The organism is Acidobacteriota bacterium, from assembly GCA_034211275.1.
Lineage (GTDB): Bacteria > Acidobacteriota > Thermoanaerobaculia > Multivoradales > JAHZIX01 > JAGQSE01.
In genome coordinates this window covers 1-15,745 of the sequence record JAXHTF010000160.1, presented here as the reverse complement: position 1 = coordinate 15,745, position 15,745 = coordinate 1, and the positions used below count along the sequence as shown (strand labels likewise).

Below are 15,745 nucleotides of genomic sequence, written 5' to 3'. Positions count from 1 at the left end.
TAGACCCCACTCCTGAACGATTCCCCCTGCGACCTCCCCGAGATCCCTTCGCTGGGGTCCGGCGGGGCATCTTCCACGCCGTCGCCGCGTGGATCCTGCTGCTCTTCATCCTCGACAGCAGCGGCGACCAGCCGCTGGCCACCCAGGGCGGGCTGGACACTCTGCTCTACAGCCTCGGCGCCGCCGCAGCCTGGGGGCTGATCATGTTCCTCACTTACAAGCAGCCCACCCGCTTGCCCCCCATCGAGCTGCACCATGACGGCGTCCGCGGTCCGTTCATCGGTTCCGCCGGTAAGGGCCAATCCGCGCTCCGGAGGGTGCCCTACAGCCAGCTGCGGGTAGCTCACTGCTGGCGACAGCAGGGCGAGCACCGGCTGATCCTGGGGGTCGAGGGAGCTCCCGCCACCGGCCTGCCGGGACGCTTCTTCAAGGATCCCGAAGCTCCCCGGCGCATCGCCGACTCCATCCGCCAGCGCATCGCCGACCTCCCCGGCGGCGAGGAGCAACTGGCGGCCATGGACCGACGGGCGGCGCTGGCGGAGCGCATCCAGAAAACGCCCATCCCCGCCACCCTGGCCACCAGCGCCCTGCTGGTCCTGCTCTTCGCCATCCAGGTTGTCTCCGGCGGTTTGTTCAACCCCATTCTCAGCCTCGGCCTGGGGGCCAACTCGTCGACCCTGGTGGGCGCCGGCCAATGGCAGCGCCTGATCACCGCCAACCTGCTCCACGGCGGGCTCCTGCACCTCGGCCTCAACGTTTGGGGGCTGGTGCTGCTGGGGCGACTGCTGGAGCCGCTGCTGGGCTCCTGGCGCTGGCTCGCCTATTTCTGCCTCTCCTGCGTCGCCGGTGCCGCCGCCAGCACCTGGATCACCCAACCGTGGCTCTCCCTCGGCGCCTCCACCGGCCTCGCCGGGCTACTGGGGGTGTACACGGTCTTCATCTGGCGGCGCCGGGAGGACTTCCCCACCGCCCCGTCGAAGCTTTTCTGGATTCTCCTGCCGGCGGCCTTCCTGCTCCCCGCCCTCTTTTTCAACGTCGACCACGCCGCCCACGCCGGCGGTTTCCTGGCCGGTGCGCTCCTCGGCGCCCTGGCCTTGGGGGAGCCGAACCTGCTGCACCTTCGGCAGCGCAACCGCCAAGGAATGGCGGTGCTGGGAGCTGGGTTGGCGATCTTCTTCTTGGGCGTCCAGGGCTGGACGCTGGCGCGCTTTTTCACCGCGACTCCGGAGCAGCGGGCGGCGATGGAGATGGCGGTGCTGGACAACCCGGACACGCCGCCACAGATCGTCAATTTCGCGGCCTGGACCAGCGCCATCCGGCCGGAAGCGACGGAGACGGAGCTGCGCGCCTCCCGGGACGCCCTGAGCCGAGCGCTGGAACAGCTCAAGGCGTCGGCGCAGGAAGCAGGCTCCGGCGCCGACGGCGAGGTGGAGCTCCAGGACACCCTGGCGACCCTCCACTACCGACTGGGAGACTTTGACCGCGCCGCCGAGCTCGAGCGCCCCCTGGCCGAACGCCGAGACGAGCGCAGCGCCTTCTACCGTTCTCAGCTCGCCCGCTTCGAGCTCGCCCGGGTGCGGGAGCAAGGCCCCTGGCTGGAGCTGCCACCGGGATCGTCGGCGCCGCGGTGCGAGCTGCAGATCACCAACGGCGAGCGGCAGGCCACCCTCGTCGTGCCGGCGGACCTCGCCGGCAACGCCCTGCTGGTGCGCGGCGTGATCCTCGACGGCGAGGCCATCCTGGGCCAATTCACCGCCCGCTCCGGCCGCTGGGCCGCCGGCGCCAACCTCAGCCCGCCGCTGCCGGCCTATCTCGAAACCGCCAGCGACGTGCAATTGCTCACCGTAGAGCGCCCGGAGCGCACCCCGGGACCGGAGGCCAGCTGGAGCTTCGAAGCCACCGATCCGGAGGTGGCAGAGCTGCCGGGTCCGGGGACTTCCAGGCCCGAGGCTCCCAGCGAGCGCCCCCGGCAACCCACCAGGAGGTCTCCATGAGCCCCGCTATTTCCAACACTCCCGAAGCTGCTTCTTTCGACGGTCAGGTGGTTCTGGTCACCGGCGCCTCCGGCGGCATCGGCAGCGCCATCGCCCACGCCTTCGCCCGCCGCGGAGCGCGGGTGGTGCTGCACTACCACCGCGGGCGGGAAGCCGCGGAAGCCCTGCGCGCGGCTCTGCCGGCAATTCTGGATTCTTCCGAGCACCTCTGCCTGGGGGCCGACCTGGGAGATCCCGCCGCCGCCCGCGGCCTGATCGAGGAGGTTCTCGAACGCTGTGGGGGACTCCACGTGCTGGTCAACAACGCCGGCATCTTCGAGACCCATCCGCCCTTGACCAGCGACGCCGCTACCTGGGACGAAGCCTGGCGCCGCACCCTCGGCGCCAACCTCCTGGGGCCGGCGGTGCTCAGCCACGGGGCGGCCCGGCACATGGTGGAGGCCGGCGGCGGCCGCATCGTCAACATCACCTCCCGCGGCGCCTTCCGCGGTGAGCCCGACGCCCCCGCCTACGGCGCCAGCAAGGCCGGCCTCAACGCCTTCGGCCAGAGCTTGGCCAAGGCTCTCGCCCCCCACGGCGTCTTCGTCTTCTCCATCGCCCCGGGCTGGGTGGATACGGATCGGGTGGCTCCCTTCGTCCACGGCGAGAAGGAAGACGAGATCCGCCGCGAGAGCCCCCTCGGCCGGGTGGCGACGCCGGAGGAAGTGGCCCGCTCGGTGGTCTTCCTCGCCTCGCCGGGCAACGATTCCCTCACCGGCTGCATCCTCGACCTCAACGGGGCTTCCTATTTGCGGACTTGAAGCTCAGAGCTCCGCCAGCCAGCGCAGCAGCCGCTCCACGTCCTCGGAGGTGTGCCAGCCGTGGAAGGCGATGCGCAGATAGCCTTCGCGCACCGACGAGTAAATCCCGCGCTGGAAGCCTTCTTCCATAAGCTCCTCCAGGACCTCGCCGCCGCGGCCACCGTGGTGCAGCGAGAGGATCGGGCCGAGGCTGCGGGAACGGCGTAATAGCTCCAGCCGCCGGGCCTCCTGCCGCCAGTCCGGAATCTCGTGGAGATCTCCCAAGAAGAGCTCCTGAAGAGCGTCCACGTGGGCGGCGATGGCCGCCAGTCCCGCTGCAGCGATGAGCTCCAGGGAAACCGTCAGGGCGGCGCAGCCGAGGAGGTTGGGCACGCCCATCTCCAGCGCCTCGCCGCCGGCCACGAAGCCGCGGTCGAAGTCCGTGGAAGGGCGCTGGAAGTCGGTGGCGTCCTCTACCGACAGCCAGCCGCCGGGAGGTGTCAGGCGCTGTCGCAGCTCCGGCGAGGTCCATAGCAGCCCCATGCCCTGGGGCGCCAGTAGCCCCTTGTGACAGCCGGTGGCGAAGGCCGCCACGCCCTCGAGGGTCGGCGGCAGGCAGCCGGCGCCCTGGATGCCGTCCACCACCAGATCCACCCCACGGCGCCGGCAGCCCTCCGCCAGCCGCGGCAGGTCCAGGCGCAGACCGTCCTGGAAGCGTACCCAGCTCACCGCCAGTACCCGCGTGGCGGGGCCGATGGCGTCCAGCAGCCGCTGCTCCGGCTCCGCGTCGAGGGTGGGAGGAACCGTCGCCAAGGCTTCGGCCCCGGCGCGGTGACCGTCCCACAGCGGCACCTCCCGCAGGCCGACCCCCCGGGGCGCCAGAGTTCGCCAGGGCCATAGATTGCTGGGGAACTCCCCCAACGGCACCACCACCTCGTCCCCGGAGCGCCACGGATAACCCTGGGCTATGGTTCCCAAGGCGGTGGAAGTGGTGGCGGTGAGGGTCACGTCCTCCGCCGCGCAGCCCAGCACCTTCCCCGCCGCCCGCCGCACCCGCTGCGGAATGCCCTGAAAGTCCTCCACCCAGCGTATGCGCCAGGGTGCCGCTTCCTTGTCCAGGAATCCCCCGGCAGAAGCCACCGCCTCCGCCGGAACCGGTCCCTCGGAACAATGCATCACCCACAGCACCGGTTCGTCCCCATCTCCCTGCCAGCGGAAGGCCTGGGGATCGATGGGCGGAATCAGGGACGAAGCTTCTTCGCCGGTTTTGGGATCACCGGATGGCCAATCCTCGGATAGCACGTCCTCGGCTTGGGGGCTCCTGGGCGGTGGGGTTTCGTGGTCTCGGCTCACGGATTCTCCTGAGGGCTGCTGCTACGAAGTCTTGGGCTTGGTCCAGCGCTGGAGTCTGGATGCTCTCATACCCGCGAGCCAGAAGCCGAAGCCTCTGTTAGGATGCCTTCAGGGGCGTGTCCTGCAACCCCAGAACCACACGACTCCCACCGAGAGGGACTGCCGGCATCAGCGCTCTGGCTCCCTGATCCAGACCGATTCGGAAGCACGATCCCCTCGAGCAAGATTCAATAGAACGGACCCCGTCGCCATGGCTACCTCCGCTGACCGCAGCTCTTCAAGAATTTCCAGCTCCTCCGCACCCTCCGGCCTTCCGCCCATCGCCCCGCCGGCGGACTCGGTGCAACGGGCTGACCTGCTCGCCGCCTTCCGGAGCGTGCGCGCCACCAGCCTGCGCCTCTGCGAGCCCCTGGCGCCGGAGGATTACCGCATCCAATCCATGCCCGACGTCAGCCCGCCGTGGTGGAACCTCGGTCATACCAGCTGGTTCTTCGCCCGCAACATCCTGCAGCCGGAAGGCCTCTACCAACCCGAGGACGAGCGGCTGGAGTACGTTCTCAACTCCTATTACCAGAGCCTCGGCCCGCGCCTGGAGCGCGCCCGGCGCGGCCTGGTCACCCGCCCCACCACCGACGAGGTGCTGCGCTTCCGCGCCACCGTCGATGGGCGCCTGGAGCGGCTTATCGAAGATTGCCCCGAGGATCGCCTGGCGGATCTGGCCTTCCTGGTCACCACCGGCATTCATCACGAGCAACAGCACCAAGAGCTGCTGACCACCGAGATCAAGCACATCCTGGGCACCAACGTCGGTCCCTTGCGAGAAGCCTACCTGGAGCCTTCCGCCGAGGCTCCCGCCGCCGGGGACGATCCCGGCCCGAGCAGCTTTTTGCCGGTGGAAGGGGGGCTGGTGGAGATCGGCAACCGTGAGGGCGGCTGGTGCTGGGACAACGAGATGCCGGTGCACCGGTCTTGGCTCGACGGCTACGCCCTCCTCGACCGGCTGGTGACCAACGGCGAATACCTGGAGTTTATCCAAGACGGCGGCTACGAAGACCCGCTGCTGTGGCTGTCCAACGGCTGGGCTCGCCGCCAGGAAGAAGGCTGGAGCCATCCCCTCTACTGGGAGCAGCGGGACGGTCGCTGGTGGCTGTGGACCCTCGGCGGTGTGCGCGAGGTAGACCCGGCGGAGCCGGTGTGCCACGTGAGCTTCTACGAGGCCGACGCATTCCTGCGCTGGCGCGGCCAGCAGGACGACGCCTGGCGCGGTGCCCGCCTGCCCACCGAGCAGGAGTGGGAGCACGGCGCCCGCACCCTCGGGTTCGATCCCGCCCAGGGGAACTTCCTCGACGACCACCGTCTCCATCCGGCTCCGGCCCGCGGCAGCGGCCTGCGGCAGGCCGCCGGCGACCTTTGGGAATGGACCTCGAGCCACTACGAGCCCTATCCCCGCTATCGCCCCTTCGAGGGCAGCCTGATGGAATACAACGGCAAGTTCATGGACAATCAGCGAGTCCTGCGGGGCGGTTCCTGTGGAACGCCGCGGGACCACATTCGGGTCTCCTACCGCAACTTCTGGCCCGCCGACACCCGTTTTCAGTGGACCGGCATTCGACCCGCGCGAGACCTTTAAGACCCCCAAACCCCCAAGACCCGCGCCACCGACGCCGGCCCCATGGAAGCTTGAACGAGCCCCGACCGGCAGCGATGAACGCGGAGATGTACCGCAGGAGCCAACCCATCATGACCACTTCATCTTCCTGGCCCGATAGCTGGCAAACCCTAGGATCCGTCGCTCCCGAGAGCCTCGCCGGTCCTCGTCTGCAACTGCACCGCGCCGCCCGCGTGGCCGCCGTCGTCGGCAAGACCCTCCTCGAGCCGGCACCCGACGACAGCCACAAAGCCTTCTCTTGGTTCCCGGGTATGCGCGCCATGGCCCAGCGGCCGGTGGAGGAGGCCAGCCAGCCCTTCCACACCGCCCTGCGGCCGGAAGACTTGGAGCTCATCATGCTCTCCGAGGACAACGTGCGGCTGGCGGAGCTACCCCTCTCCGGCCGCACCGTGGCCCAGATCTACCACTGGCTGGAGGAAGAGGTGGAAGGCCTGCTGGGACGTCCGCTGCCCAAGGAGCTCGCCACCCCCGGGGACATCGCCGGCGAGGCCATCAGCGATCAACACCGCTTCTCCCGCCAGCCGCCGGCGGCCTTCGCCGAGCTGGCACGCTACTTCGCCAACGCCCATCTCCTCCTCGAGCATCGGATGGCCGCCGAGGCCGGTGCCGGCCCCATTCTCGTCTGGCCCCATCACTTCGACCTCGCCAGCCTGATCACCGTCAGCGAAGCCGAAGGTGACCAGGAAGCGCAGACCATCGGCGTCGGCCTGATGCCCGGTGCGGGCACCGACGGCGAGCCCTACTTCTACGTCAACCTGTGGCCCCACGACGGCGTCGACACCTCCGCTCTACCGGAGCTCCCCGCTGGCGCCCAGTGGAATACCGAGGGATGGATCGGCGGCATGCTTCCGGCCAAGGCTCTGGTGGAGCTCTCCGACGCCGGCGAGCAGGCCCGCCGCGCCGGCGAATTCGTCAGCGCCGCCATCGCCGCCTGCCGCCAGCTGCTGGACGCCGCCGACGGCGCTTCATGACGGCGGATCTCACCACCGAAGAAAGCCCGGCGGAGCCCTCCTCCCTCGCCGGCTTCGAGCGCTACCGCCGGCTGGTCGACGACCCCCAAGCCTTCGTCGCCGCCCTGGAGCGGCCGCTGCCGGTGTGCATCTGGGCTCACCCCCGGCGCATCGCTCCGGAGGATTTGGCGGCCCGGCTGCGCCCCGCCGGTCTCGACGCCAAGCCCCTGCCCTGGTACCCCCAGGCGCTTCGGCTGCCGGCGGAGACCCAGCCCGGCAATCGCCTGGAGTACGTCACCGGCCTCTTCCACGTGCAAGAGGAGGTCTCACTGCTGCCGGTGACCCTCCTCGATCCCCAACCCGGCGAACGCATCCTCGACCTCTGCGCCGCCCCCGGCAACAAAACCGCCCAGATCGCCTTCCGGGTCGGCGACACCGGCTGCGTGGTGGCCAACGACCGCAACCTCGGCCGCATGAGCATCCTGCGCCGGGCCCTCGACCGGCTGGGGGTGACCAATTGCGTCACCACCGTTTACGACGGCGGCAATTTCTCCAACGAGGCCGGCGCTTTCGATCGGGTGCTGGCGGACGTCCCCTGCAGCTGCGAGGGCACCTCCCGCAAGAGCTCCCAGGAGTGGGACCCCCAACGCCGCAGCCGCCCCGGCTCGCTGTCGAGCGTGCAGTGGGCGCTGCTGCGCAAGGCGGTACAGCTGTGCAAAGTCGGCGGCCGCATCGTCTACTCCACCTGCACCTACGCACCGGAGGAGAACGAGCAGGTGGTGCAGCGGGCCTTGGAAGCCTTCCCCGGCTGTTTGGAGGTGCGGGAGGCGCGCATCGAGGGCTTCCGGTCCGCTCCCGGCCTCGTGGCCTGGCAGGACAAACGCTTCGATCCGAGCCTTGAAGGAGCGCTCCGCGCCTTCCCCCACCACAACGACACCGGCGGCTTTTTCGTCGCCGTGCTGGAGAAGGTCGCCGCCACCGGCCGCGACGCCCCCGCCCCGCCCCCGCCGCCGGAGCTGCGGGAAGAGGACACAAGCCGCCATTGGTTCGGGCACCTGGAAGAGCGCTACGGCGTCTCCCCAGAGCATTTCGCCAACCTGCGCCTCTTCCGCGCCAACAAGCGCTACCTGAACGCCGCCGCCACCGGCCTCCAGCCCCCGGCCCGACCGGAAAGCCACACCCTCGGGATGCCGTTCCTGCACACCGACATGGCCCAACCCAAGCTCACCACCGCCGGCGCCTTCTACCTGGCCCCCGCTGCCCGCCGCAACGTCGTCGACCTGGACCAGCCCCAAACTGACGCCTTCCTGCATCGGCAGAAGATCGACCTCACTGCGGATCAACAAGCAGAATTGGAGCCCGGCCACGTCCTGGTGCGCTACCGCGACACCGGCTCTCGGGCGGCACTGGGATCTCTGGCGGAGTTGTTGGTCGGTCTAGGAATCGGCAGCTACCGCCCCGACGAGGGCACCCTCCGCAGCCTCTTCCCCAAGGGCTGGGCCCTGGCTGAGGAGCGGTCGGCGTTTGACTGAGCAACGTTTGCTCACAGCCCCACGAGGGGTTGAAACCCCTCGCTACTCCATCTCGGCCCTGACGGGACGACTCCCCCACCCGGCCCAAGACAACCCCATCCAAGAGACCTGGGAACTCCGGCGTCTGGTAGACCGTGGGAACAAGGTCGAACGAGATGCAGTCTAGATCTGAGGGTAGGGGCAGGCCTTGTGTCTGCCCTCAGTCTTCACGGACCTTCGCCGCGGGCGACCACGAGGGTCGCCCCTACCGGCTGGATCCAGGTCGTTCTAGGCGCGAGACCGGTCCGAGCGTGGGGAGTAGCAGTCGGGGGAGGTATTTCCAGAACAACCTGTGCCAGGAGTCAGGCCGCGGGCCGCTCAGCGCCCGTAGCGGCGCTGGCGGTGGTGGAAGATGCGCAGGGCGCGGAGGAAATCGATGCGGCGGATGGCGGGCCAGCAGGTGTCGCAGAAGTAGTACTCGGAATAGGCACTCTGCCACAGCAGAAAGCCGCTGAGGCGCACCTCGCCACTGGTGCGCAGGATCAAATCCGGCTCCGGCAGCCCCGAAGTGTAGAGATAGGGCTCGAGCACCCGATCATCCAGCGTTTCCACCACGTCCGAAAGCTTCTTGCCGCTACGCTCCTCTGCCTCCAAATAGCGGCGGAAGGCGTCGGTGATCTCCTCGCGGCCGCCGTAGGCCATGGCGATGTTGAGGTGAAACTTGGTGTAATGCGCCGTCGCCGCCTCCACCGCCGCGATGGCCCGCTGCAGGCTCTCCGGCAGCAGCTCCAACTTGCCGATGTAGCGCACCCGCACCTGCCGCTGGTGCACCTCGTCGCTGTCCACCATCTCCCGGGTCTTCTCTTCAAAGAGCTCCAGCAGGCTCTCCACCTCGCTGGTGTCGCGGTAGAAATTGTCCAGCGAAAAGCTCCACACCGTCACCACCGGAATGCCCAGCTCGTAGCACCAGGAGAGCACGTCCATCAGCTTCTCCGCTCCCCGCTGGTGCCCAAAGGACGGGCTCAAATGCCCCGCCCGGCGCGCAAACCGCCGGTTGCCGTCCATGATCAACCCAATATGCTGCGGCAACGTCCACGCATGGGACTCCGCCGCCAGCCGTTTCTCGTACACCGCATAGAACGGCGCCTTGATCAAATCCTTGGCAAAGCGCCACAAATGACGAAGCCCGCGCTGGGGCAGGACGGACGGAACGGTGGCGGTGGTGGTCGCCGGAGTCGAGGTCGAAGTGGATTGCATGTTGCCCTTGGAAGGTCTGCCTGGATGAATTGGCGGGAGGCTCCAACCTTATTAGAAACCATCCGTCGCGGCCTGAGTGAGACCCCGAAACCGTGCCGCCAAGCCTACAACCCCGGTCGATTGGGGTCAAAGCGGCGGGCCGCGGTGCCCTGCGCCGGTTCGACGGGCGGCCCGCTCGCCGGCCTGGGGAGATTGGAACAGGGAATTGAGGCGGTTTTGGGGCGGGGGGAGGGCAAAGGTAGGAGTTCTCCCCCTGGGGGCGCCGGCTTCTAGCCGGCTTCGGAGCGAAGACCAGAAAGCGCTGGCTCCCACGTTCCAGCGTGGGAGCTCCCGGGAGACGCTCCAGCGTCGGGGGCGGGGGGTGAAGGTCAAGCAGCGTTTTCGTGGGCAGCGCCGCGAGGCATTGAAATACCTCGCTACTCCATCTCGGCCCTGCCGGGACGACACCCCCACCCACCCTGCCGGGCCACGAGCCTTCCCCCCTGGGGGCGCCGGCTTCCAGCCGGCTTCGGAGCGACGACGTCTGTGAGCTCCCCGCAGCGGCTACTCCTCGCCACCGTCCCAGCCCGTCATTCCCGCGAACGCGGGAATCCACGCGGTGGTGGGGAGTGAGGGCCGGCTATTTGCCACTCCGCATCAGCAACCGCCCCCCAGAGCGCCCCAGCAAGCACCCGTCTCCTCGGTTAGAATCCCCGCAGTTCATCAAAGGAGTGAGTGCATGACACGACCGATCCGCTGGCTCCACCTCTCGGATCTGCACTACGGGTGTCCGGGCAAGGAGCTTTGGGAACAAGTCGAAGGGGAATTCCTCACCGACCTCGATCAATGGTGCGAGCGCCTTGGCCCACCGGACCTGCTGCTCTTCACCGGTGACCTGGCCTACTCCGGCCAGGAGAAAGAATACGAGCAGGTCGACGCCTTTCTCGACGACGTGCTGGGGCACCTCCGGCGCTCCGGCGCCCCTGAGCCCATCCTCGTGGCCGTCCCGGGAAACCACGACATCACCCGGCCCGAGAAAGGCAGTGAAGCACGCAGCTACCATATTCTTCGCGCTCTCGATGGCACTACCGAATCCGCGGACGTTTCAGATCTCTACGAAGAGTTATGGAAGGATCAGGACGCCTCCTTCATCCACAAGCTCCTCCCCGCCTACTCCACCTGGTTCGAGCAGCGCATCCGCCCGCAGCTCGCTGCCAAAGCCAAGCATGCTCACTTCTCCCACTTCCCCAACGACTTCACCGCTGTCGTGGAACCGGATGGTTCCTTTCCCCTCACCCTCGTCGGCCTCAACTCCACCTGGCTGCAGTACACGGGGGGTGATTTTGACGGCAAACTGCTGATTCCCCTCGAGCAGTTCCGGGCCGCGCTCGTTCCGCAGAACGAGCGAAAGCCCTACAAAACTATTGAAGGAGACAACCAGGCTCTGCTCCTCCAACACCATCCGCCGGATTGGCTTTCTCTCCGAGCCCGCGACCTCTTCGACGAGTCCATCTACCAGCCCAGCTACTTCTCTGCGTGCCTCTTCGGTCATCTGCATTCCGCCAACGGCACCGATCACAAGGGTCTGGGAGGTAAAGGCCGGACCTATCTCCAATCCCCATCGCTGTGCGGTCTGGAGCGCTGGGGCAGCGGGCAAGAGAAGCGAGCCTTCGGGTACAGCTGGGGACAGATCGCCGAAGACGGCGAGATTCGGATCTGGCCCCGGTCCTACGACAAACGAGTCTTTGGCAACCGCAGCTTCGGCCCCGATCCCCAATTCGACGAAGACCCTGATCATCAGGGTCTGCTCCTGCGCCCCGGAACGGCAGCCGCACCCGGGACCGTTTCCCAGCGCAGTAGCCCGGACCTGCGCTCCTACCTCGCCCGCCTCATCGAGCGCACCGAGACTCTCGAGATCCGCGGTATTGCCGGCGAGGAAAACCAAACCGCCATCGCACCTCCCATCGAGAATCTCTACACGCCGCTGCGCGTCCGCGGCGGTTCCATGCTCGAGCCCCCCAGCCGTGATCCAAGCGGGCCGTCACCGGAGCAAGCCATCCGGTCTTCCGGTGCCCAGGCGCTGCAAGTCGTGCTCCGGCACCACCGGCGCGTGCTCATCCAGGGCGAGCCCGGCGCCGGCAAGACCACCTTCCTGCAGCTGATCGCCTGCATGCTCGCCCGCGACGCCGACCGCCGCCCCGGACCCAAAGGCGCCACCTGGAGCAAGTACCATCTCGGGCTCGAATTCGACTGTCCTCCGGTGCCGATCCTCCTGCGCCTCGCCGGGCTGATTCCGGTGCTGGGTGACGACGACGGAGCGGACGACCGCTCCCGACTGCTCGATCTGCTGCGGGCAGACTGGCAAGACCGGAAGATGCCCAGCACCTTCGGTACCAGGTCTTGGAAAAAGCTCCTGGAGGAAGGCCGCGCCTGGCTGCTCCTCGACGGGCTCGACGAGGTGGCCGACCAGAAACTCCGCCAGCGCCTTTTCTCCATCGTCCGGGACGCAGCGGAGCACTGGAAGTGCCCCATGATCCTGGCAAGTCGGCCGTTCCAGACCGAGCCCGTCCGCAAGCTCGGCTTCGAGGTCGCCACCGTCGAGCCCTTTGACGACGACCAGATCGAGGAGTTTCTGGCCTATTGGACGGCGGCGATCCACCGTCAGGATCCCCGGCGAGCCCGGGAAGGCCGGTCGGGGCGCTATCTCGAGCGGCTCCGACAGGCAATCTTCACCCGTCCCAAGGTCCGCGCCATCGCCCGCAACCCGGTGATGCTGACCTGTTTGTGCGTGGTCCACTGGAACAACAACGACCTCCCGGAGGTCCGTTCCCGAGTCTACAAAGGAGTGCTCCATTGGCTGCTCAAGGCACGGGAGCGGCTCCGCGAGGAAAATCTCGAGCTCAACCCGGACCAGGCCGAGCGGGCGCTGTCGGCGATCGCGCTACAGGCCATGGAGACGGCCTTGGGCAAGCAATCCGTTCTCGAGCTCGACTTCGCCGCGCAAGGAGCGCGGCCGGTTTTGGCACGGCAGTTTCCGGCTCTCGACGGCGAACGTCTCGACCAGCAGATCCGCCGATGGCTGCTCTTCGAGTGCGAGGGCAGCGGAGTGATCGAGGAGCTGGCCGGGCACCGCCTGCGCTTCTGGCATCTCACCTTCCAGGAGTACCTGGCGGCGTTGGAGCTGGCGCGGAGCGAGATGGATGTTTGGTGGCCGAAGCTCGAGAGCCGCTTCGACCAGGCTCAGTGGTGGGAAACCACCGAGCTCTTCGCTACCTGTCTCTACGACCTCAAGAAGCAGGAGGCAGTAGACCAGCTGCTCGAGCGCATCCTCGGCGCCGGCGGCAAGACTCCGGAGCTGGCGGAGGAAGCGCGCAGGGTGGGCATCCTCGGGCGCCTCCTGCCACCGCTCGAAACCTGCGGCTATCGGCCGGCGCCGGAGCTGCACAAGAGCTACGAGGGCGCCCTCACCCGCAGCCTCGAGATCTTCACTCGCGAGGGTGCGGCACGGGTTCCGGTGGAAAACCGCCGCGCCGCAGCCGAGGCGCTTGGCCGTGGCGGCGATCCGCGGCTCCACCCCAACGAAGACAACTTCCGCGCTGTCCCTGGCACCTCCATCGAGCTGGGGATTTATCCGGTGACGGTTCAAGAGTACCGCCGCTTCGTCGAAGACCGAGACTACGACAAGCGGGCTCTTTGGGGTGATGCCTGGGAAGTCCGCAAAGAGCAGGGATGGGAGACCCCAGGCTCCTGGGAGGAGCAGCTGGAGACCCCCAACCGGCCGGTGACCGAGGTCTCCTGGTGGGAAGCCACAGCCTATTGCCGCTGGCTTTCGAATCAGAGCCGTTGCACTATCCGGCTGCCCACGGAAGAAGAATGGCAAGCCGCTGCGACCCACCCCGGCGGCGGCGAGTATCCCTGGGGTGCCGCCGACCCGACCCCCGAGCTGGCGAATTTCGATCAGAGCGCCGGGGGCCACCCGACCCCGGTGGGGATCTATCCCGCCGGGGCCGGCGCCCACGGCCACCTCGATCTCGCCGGCAATGTCTGGGAGTGGTGCAGCGACGAGCTAGACAACGATCTCCGTCCCCTGCGGGGCGGCGCCTGGTGGGTCGTCGCCGGGTTCCTGCGGTCCGCAGTCCGCCGCAGGGTCGAGCCCGACCGCCGCTACGACGGCTTCGGGTTTCGGGTGTGCTGTCCTTCCCCGAGCACGGTGTCTGGGAACCTTGATTCTTGATCTGCCTTTCGGGGGGTCCAGGGGCACAGCCCGGGGATCCAATCCTTAGGCTACCCAGACGCCGCCAGCTGAAGCCAGCTTCGGATAGTCCTCCAGACCTATAGCTCGCCCCGCTGGAGCGGGGCCTCAGCTCATCCTCTCGCGGGACCGTAGAGGTTCCCACGGTGGACCGTGGGAACGAGAAGTGAGAAGCGAGCTCGCTCCTACGCTGTCGTAGGAGCAAACGGGAGACGCTCCAGCGTCGCGGGCTGGGGACCGACCGGACACGCCCAAGATCGCCTTTCTCAACTCTCTACCCGCCCCGCTGGAGCGGGGCTTCGGCCACAGCGCACAGAGCACCGTAGTGGGTGCTTACGCAGGAGCATCGGCACCAGACTTTCTTGGACATTGCAGAGATTTGGTGGGCTGGCGCCCACCCTACCGGAGGCGTTGAGCGAAGAATTTGTAGAGTGGGCGCCAGCCCACCATCAGCCGTCGAACTTTAGGAAGACGATCCGGCCTGCGAAGCTTGCTCGGAGGGCGCGCCTTCTTCCCCCTCCGCCCGCGGGCAGTCATACACCGCTTTCACCGTCCCGCCATCCTCCAACAACGATCCTGCCACGAACCACCGCAGCAGCTTCTTCGGCCGCACGCCGTGGCGGGGGACGGTTTCGGAGATGGGGCGACCGTTCATGTGGACGAATTGGAGCTCGAGGCGCTCGCAGGGGAGGTCGGCGGCGGGTTGTTGGCCGGGGGAAGACTTGGGGCCGCCGGGGAGGTCCGGGTGCGGAAGGTCGGGAGGGAAGCCGATGCGGCGGAGGACGGTTTGGGGACACATCTTCGCCGGCTGGGGTTCACCGGTGTTCGCAGTGGAGCCTTCGGTCGGCTCGTCCGGCGGGCAGGGTCGGCGGACGCGGGAGAAGCGGGCGTCGTAGGCGACGTCGCGAATCTCCTCGCCCTGGCCGTTGAGCACGAAGATCAGCACCAGAGACTCGGGAGAGCTGCCGGTGACCTCGACACGGCCCTCGGGGACGGGGCCTTCGGGGTCGGATTTCTTCTTCCCACGCTGGGCGGCCTCCGACGGGAGAGCGGTCGAGACCAGAAGCAGGATGCCGAACAACAAGCTCAAAGTTTTGTGGATCACGTTCACTAGAACCGATTCTCAGGGAACTTCATTCCCGAGGCGGGGGTCCAAAGAAGCAACGGCAAACCTCTCCCCCCGGAAGGAGGTCGCGATGAACGAGACGAACCCCACGACCCACCTGCCTACCCCGACGCGCAGAGCCGGTGGCCAAATCGCCGCTGCAGAGCCCCTCCCCTGCCCCGCCCGCTGGCAGCCCACGGAAGAACCGCGGCAGGGGCTGGTGATCTCCTGGACGCTGGCGATCGTGGTCCATGTCGCGCTCCTCTTCACCTCCTTCTCCATCCCCGCCACCGAGGCCACACCGCCGGAAGAACCACGGCCGGTGACGGTGCTGAGTAATATCAAATTCGAACCGCCCAAGCCGCCGCCAGTGACTCCGACACCGCCCCAGCCCCGACAGCGCGCCACCATCACGGTGCCCAGCTTCGAGGAGGTGACGATCCTCGAGCCGCCCCAGGAGCTACCGCCGCCGGATCTGGAGTTGCCCAGAGTGGACGAACCGGTGGTGATCCCCGCCGGCCCGCCGGAGCCGGAGGAGAGCGCCGAGCCCATGCGCCTGAGAGCTGGCGTGCTGCCGCCGGAGCCGCTGTCGCGGGTGGAGCCTCGCTACACCGAGACCGCCCGCCGGCTGCGCATCCAGGGGATGGTGATCCTGGAAGCGATCATCGACGCCGAGGGCCAGGTCACCGACGTGAAAGTGCTCCGCGGGCTCCCCGCCGGCCTCGACCGGCAGGCAGTGGAGGCGGTGCAGCAATGGCGTTACAAGCCGGCCGTCTTCCGCGACCGTCCAGTGCCGGTGATCATGACGGTGACGGTGCAGTTCGAGACCCACTGAAGGGCCTCGCCGACCAGTGGGTGCCAGGGGTGGTACCCACTTGTTGGTCCCTTCGTTTTCA

The 15,745-nt window shown here is 67.8% G+C and carries 10 protein-coding genes; 7 read left to right on the top strand and 3 right to left on the bottom strand.

Annotated features, from left to right (window positions below; genetic code table 11):
- Together SX243_19500 and SX243_19495 are read left to right on the top strand one after the other, a co-directional pair.
- Positions 1 to 1,994 (top strand): rhomboid family intramembrane serine protease (locus SX243_19500; protein ID MDY7095168.1); only part of this gene is annotated, 1,994 nt, incomplete at its 5' end.
- The gene (locus SX243_19495) at positions 1,991 to 2,794 is read left to right on the top strand and encodes an SDR family oxidoreductase (GenBank protein MDY7095167.1); all 804 of its coding nucleotides are present in this window, start codon (positions 1,991 to 1,993) and stop codon (positions 2,792 to 2,794) included. The genes SX243_19500 and SX243_19495, both read left to right, overlap by 4 nt.
- Positions 2,795 to 2,797: 3 nt before the next feature.
- On the opposite strand, the gene SX243_19490 is transcribed toward SX243_19495, so the two are convergent.
- Entirely contained in the window at positions 2,798 to 4,126 is a 1,329-nt protein-coding gene (locus tag SX243_19490; protein MDY7095166.1) for an aminotransferase class V-fold PLP-dependent enzyme, read from the bottom strand.
- Between the two features lie 250 nt (positions 4,127 to 4,376).
- On the opposite strand from SX243_19490, the gene egtB reads away from it, so the two are divergent.
- From egtB to SX243_19475, 3 genes are all read left to right on the top strand, one after another.
- Positions 4,377 to 5,756 carry an ergothioneine biosynthesis protein EgtB gene (gene egtB, locus SX243_19485; protein MDY7095165.1) on the top strand — a complete coding sequence of 460 codons (1,380 nt, stop codon included), beginning with the start codon at positions 4,377 to 4,379 and terminating at the stop codon, positions 5,754 to 5,756.
- Positions 5,757 to 5,866: 110 nt separating this feature from the next.
- Positions 5,867 to 6,766, top strand: a complete 900-nt coding sequence (locus SX243_19480; GenBank protein ID MDY7095164.1) for a hypothetical protein — start codon at positions 5,867 to 5,869, stop codon at positions 6,764 to 6,766.
- Complete coding sequence (locus tag SX243_19475; protein MDY7095163.1) at positions 6,763 to 8,277, top strand: RsmB/NOP family class I SAM-dependent RNA methyltransferase; 1,515 nt, start codon at positions 6,763 to 6,765, stop codon at positions 8,275 to 8,277. The genes SX243_19480 and SX243_19475 overlap by 4 nt, the downstream gene beginning before the upstream one ends.
- A gap of 357 nt (positions 8,278 to 8,634) precedes the next feature.
- Here the strand turns inward: SX243_19475 and uppS are convergent, their stop codons facing one another.
- A complete protein-coding gene (uppS, locus tag SX243_19470; protein ID MDY7095162.1) occupies positions 8,635 to 9,513 on the bottom strand; it encodes a polyprenyl diphosphate synthase in 879 nt (292 codons plus the stop codon).
- 718 nt (positions 9,514 to 10,231) lie between these two features.
- Between uppS and SX243_19465 the strand changes: the two genes are divergently transcribed.
- The gene (locus SX243_19465; protein ID MDY7095161.1) at positions 10,232 to 13,726 is read left to right on the top strand and encodes an SUMF1/EgtB/PvdO family nonheme iron enzyme; all 3,495 of its coding nucleotides are present in this window, start codon (positions 10,232 to 10,234) and stop codon (positions 13,724 to 13,726) included.
- Positions 13,727 to 14,207: 481 nt separating this feature from the next.
- Here SX243_19465 and SX243_19460 read toward each other — a convergent pair whose 3' ends face one another.
- Positions 14,208 to 14,849, bottom strand: a complete 642-nt coding sequence (locus SX243_19460) for a hypothetical protein (protein MDY7095160.1) — start codon at positions 14,847 to 14,849, stop codon at positions 14,208 to 14,210.
- 91 nt (positions 14,850 to 14,940) lie between these two features.
- Here SX243_19460 and SX243_19455 point away from each other — a divergent pair, with 91 nt between their 5' ends.
- Positions 14,941 to 15,684 carry a TonB family protein gene (locus SX243_19455; GenBank protein MDY7095159.1) on the top strand — a complete coding sequence of 248 codons (744 nt, stop codon included), beginning with the start codon at positions 14,941 to 14,943 and terminating at the stop codon, positions 15,682 to 15,684.
- Positions 15,685 to 15,745: the final 61 nt, after the last annotated feature.

Excerpts from the sequence above, each read along its gene's own strand:
- SX243_19495 (MDY7095167.1), top strand. The coding sequence starts at position 1,991 with ATGAGCCCCGCTATTTCCAACACTCCCGAAGCTGCTTCTTTCGACGGT.
- egtB (MDY7095165.1), top strand. The coding sequence starts at position 4,377 with ATGGCTACCTCCGCTGACCGCAGCTCTTCAAGAATTTCCAGCTCCTCC.
- SX243_19480 (MDY7095164.1), top strand. The coding sequence starts at position 5,867 with ATGACCACTTCATCTTCCTGGCCCGATAGCTGGCAAACCCTAGGATCC.
- SX243_19475 (MDY7095163.1), top strand. The coding sequence starts at position 6,763 with ATGACGGCGGATCTCACCACCGAAGAAAGCCCGGCGGAGCCCTCCTCC.
- uppS (MDY7095162.1), bottom strand. The coding sequence starts at position 9,513 with ATGCAATCCACTTCGACCTCGACTCCGGCGACCACCACCGCCACCGTT.
- SX243_19465 (MDY7095161.1), top strand. The coding sequence starts at position 10,232 with ATGACACGACCGATCCGCTGGCTCCACCTCTCGGATCTGCACTACGGG.
- SX243_19455 (MDY7095159.1), top strand. The coding sequence starts at position 14,941 with ATGAACGAGACGAACCCCACGACCCACCTGCCTACCCCGACGCGCAGA.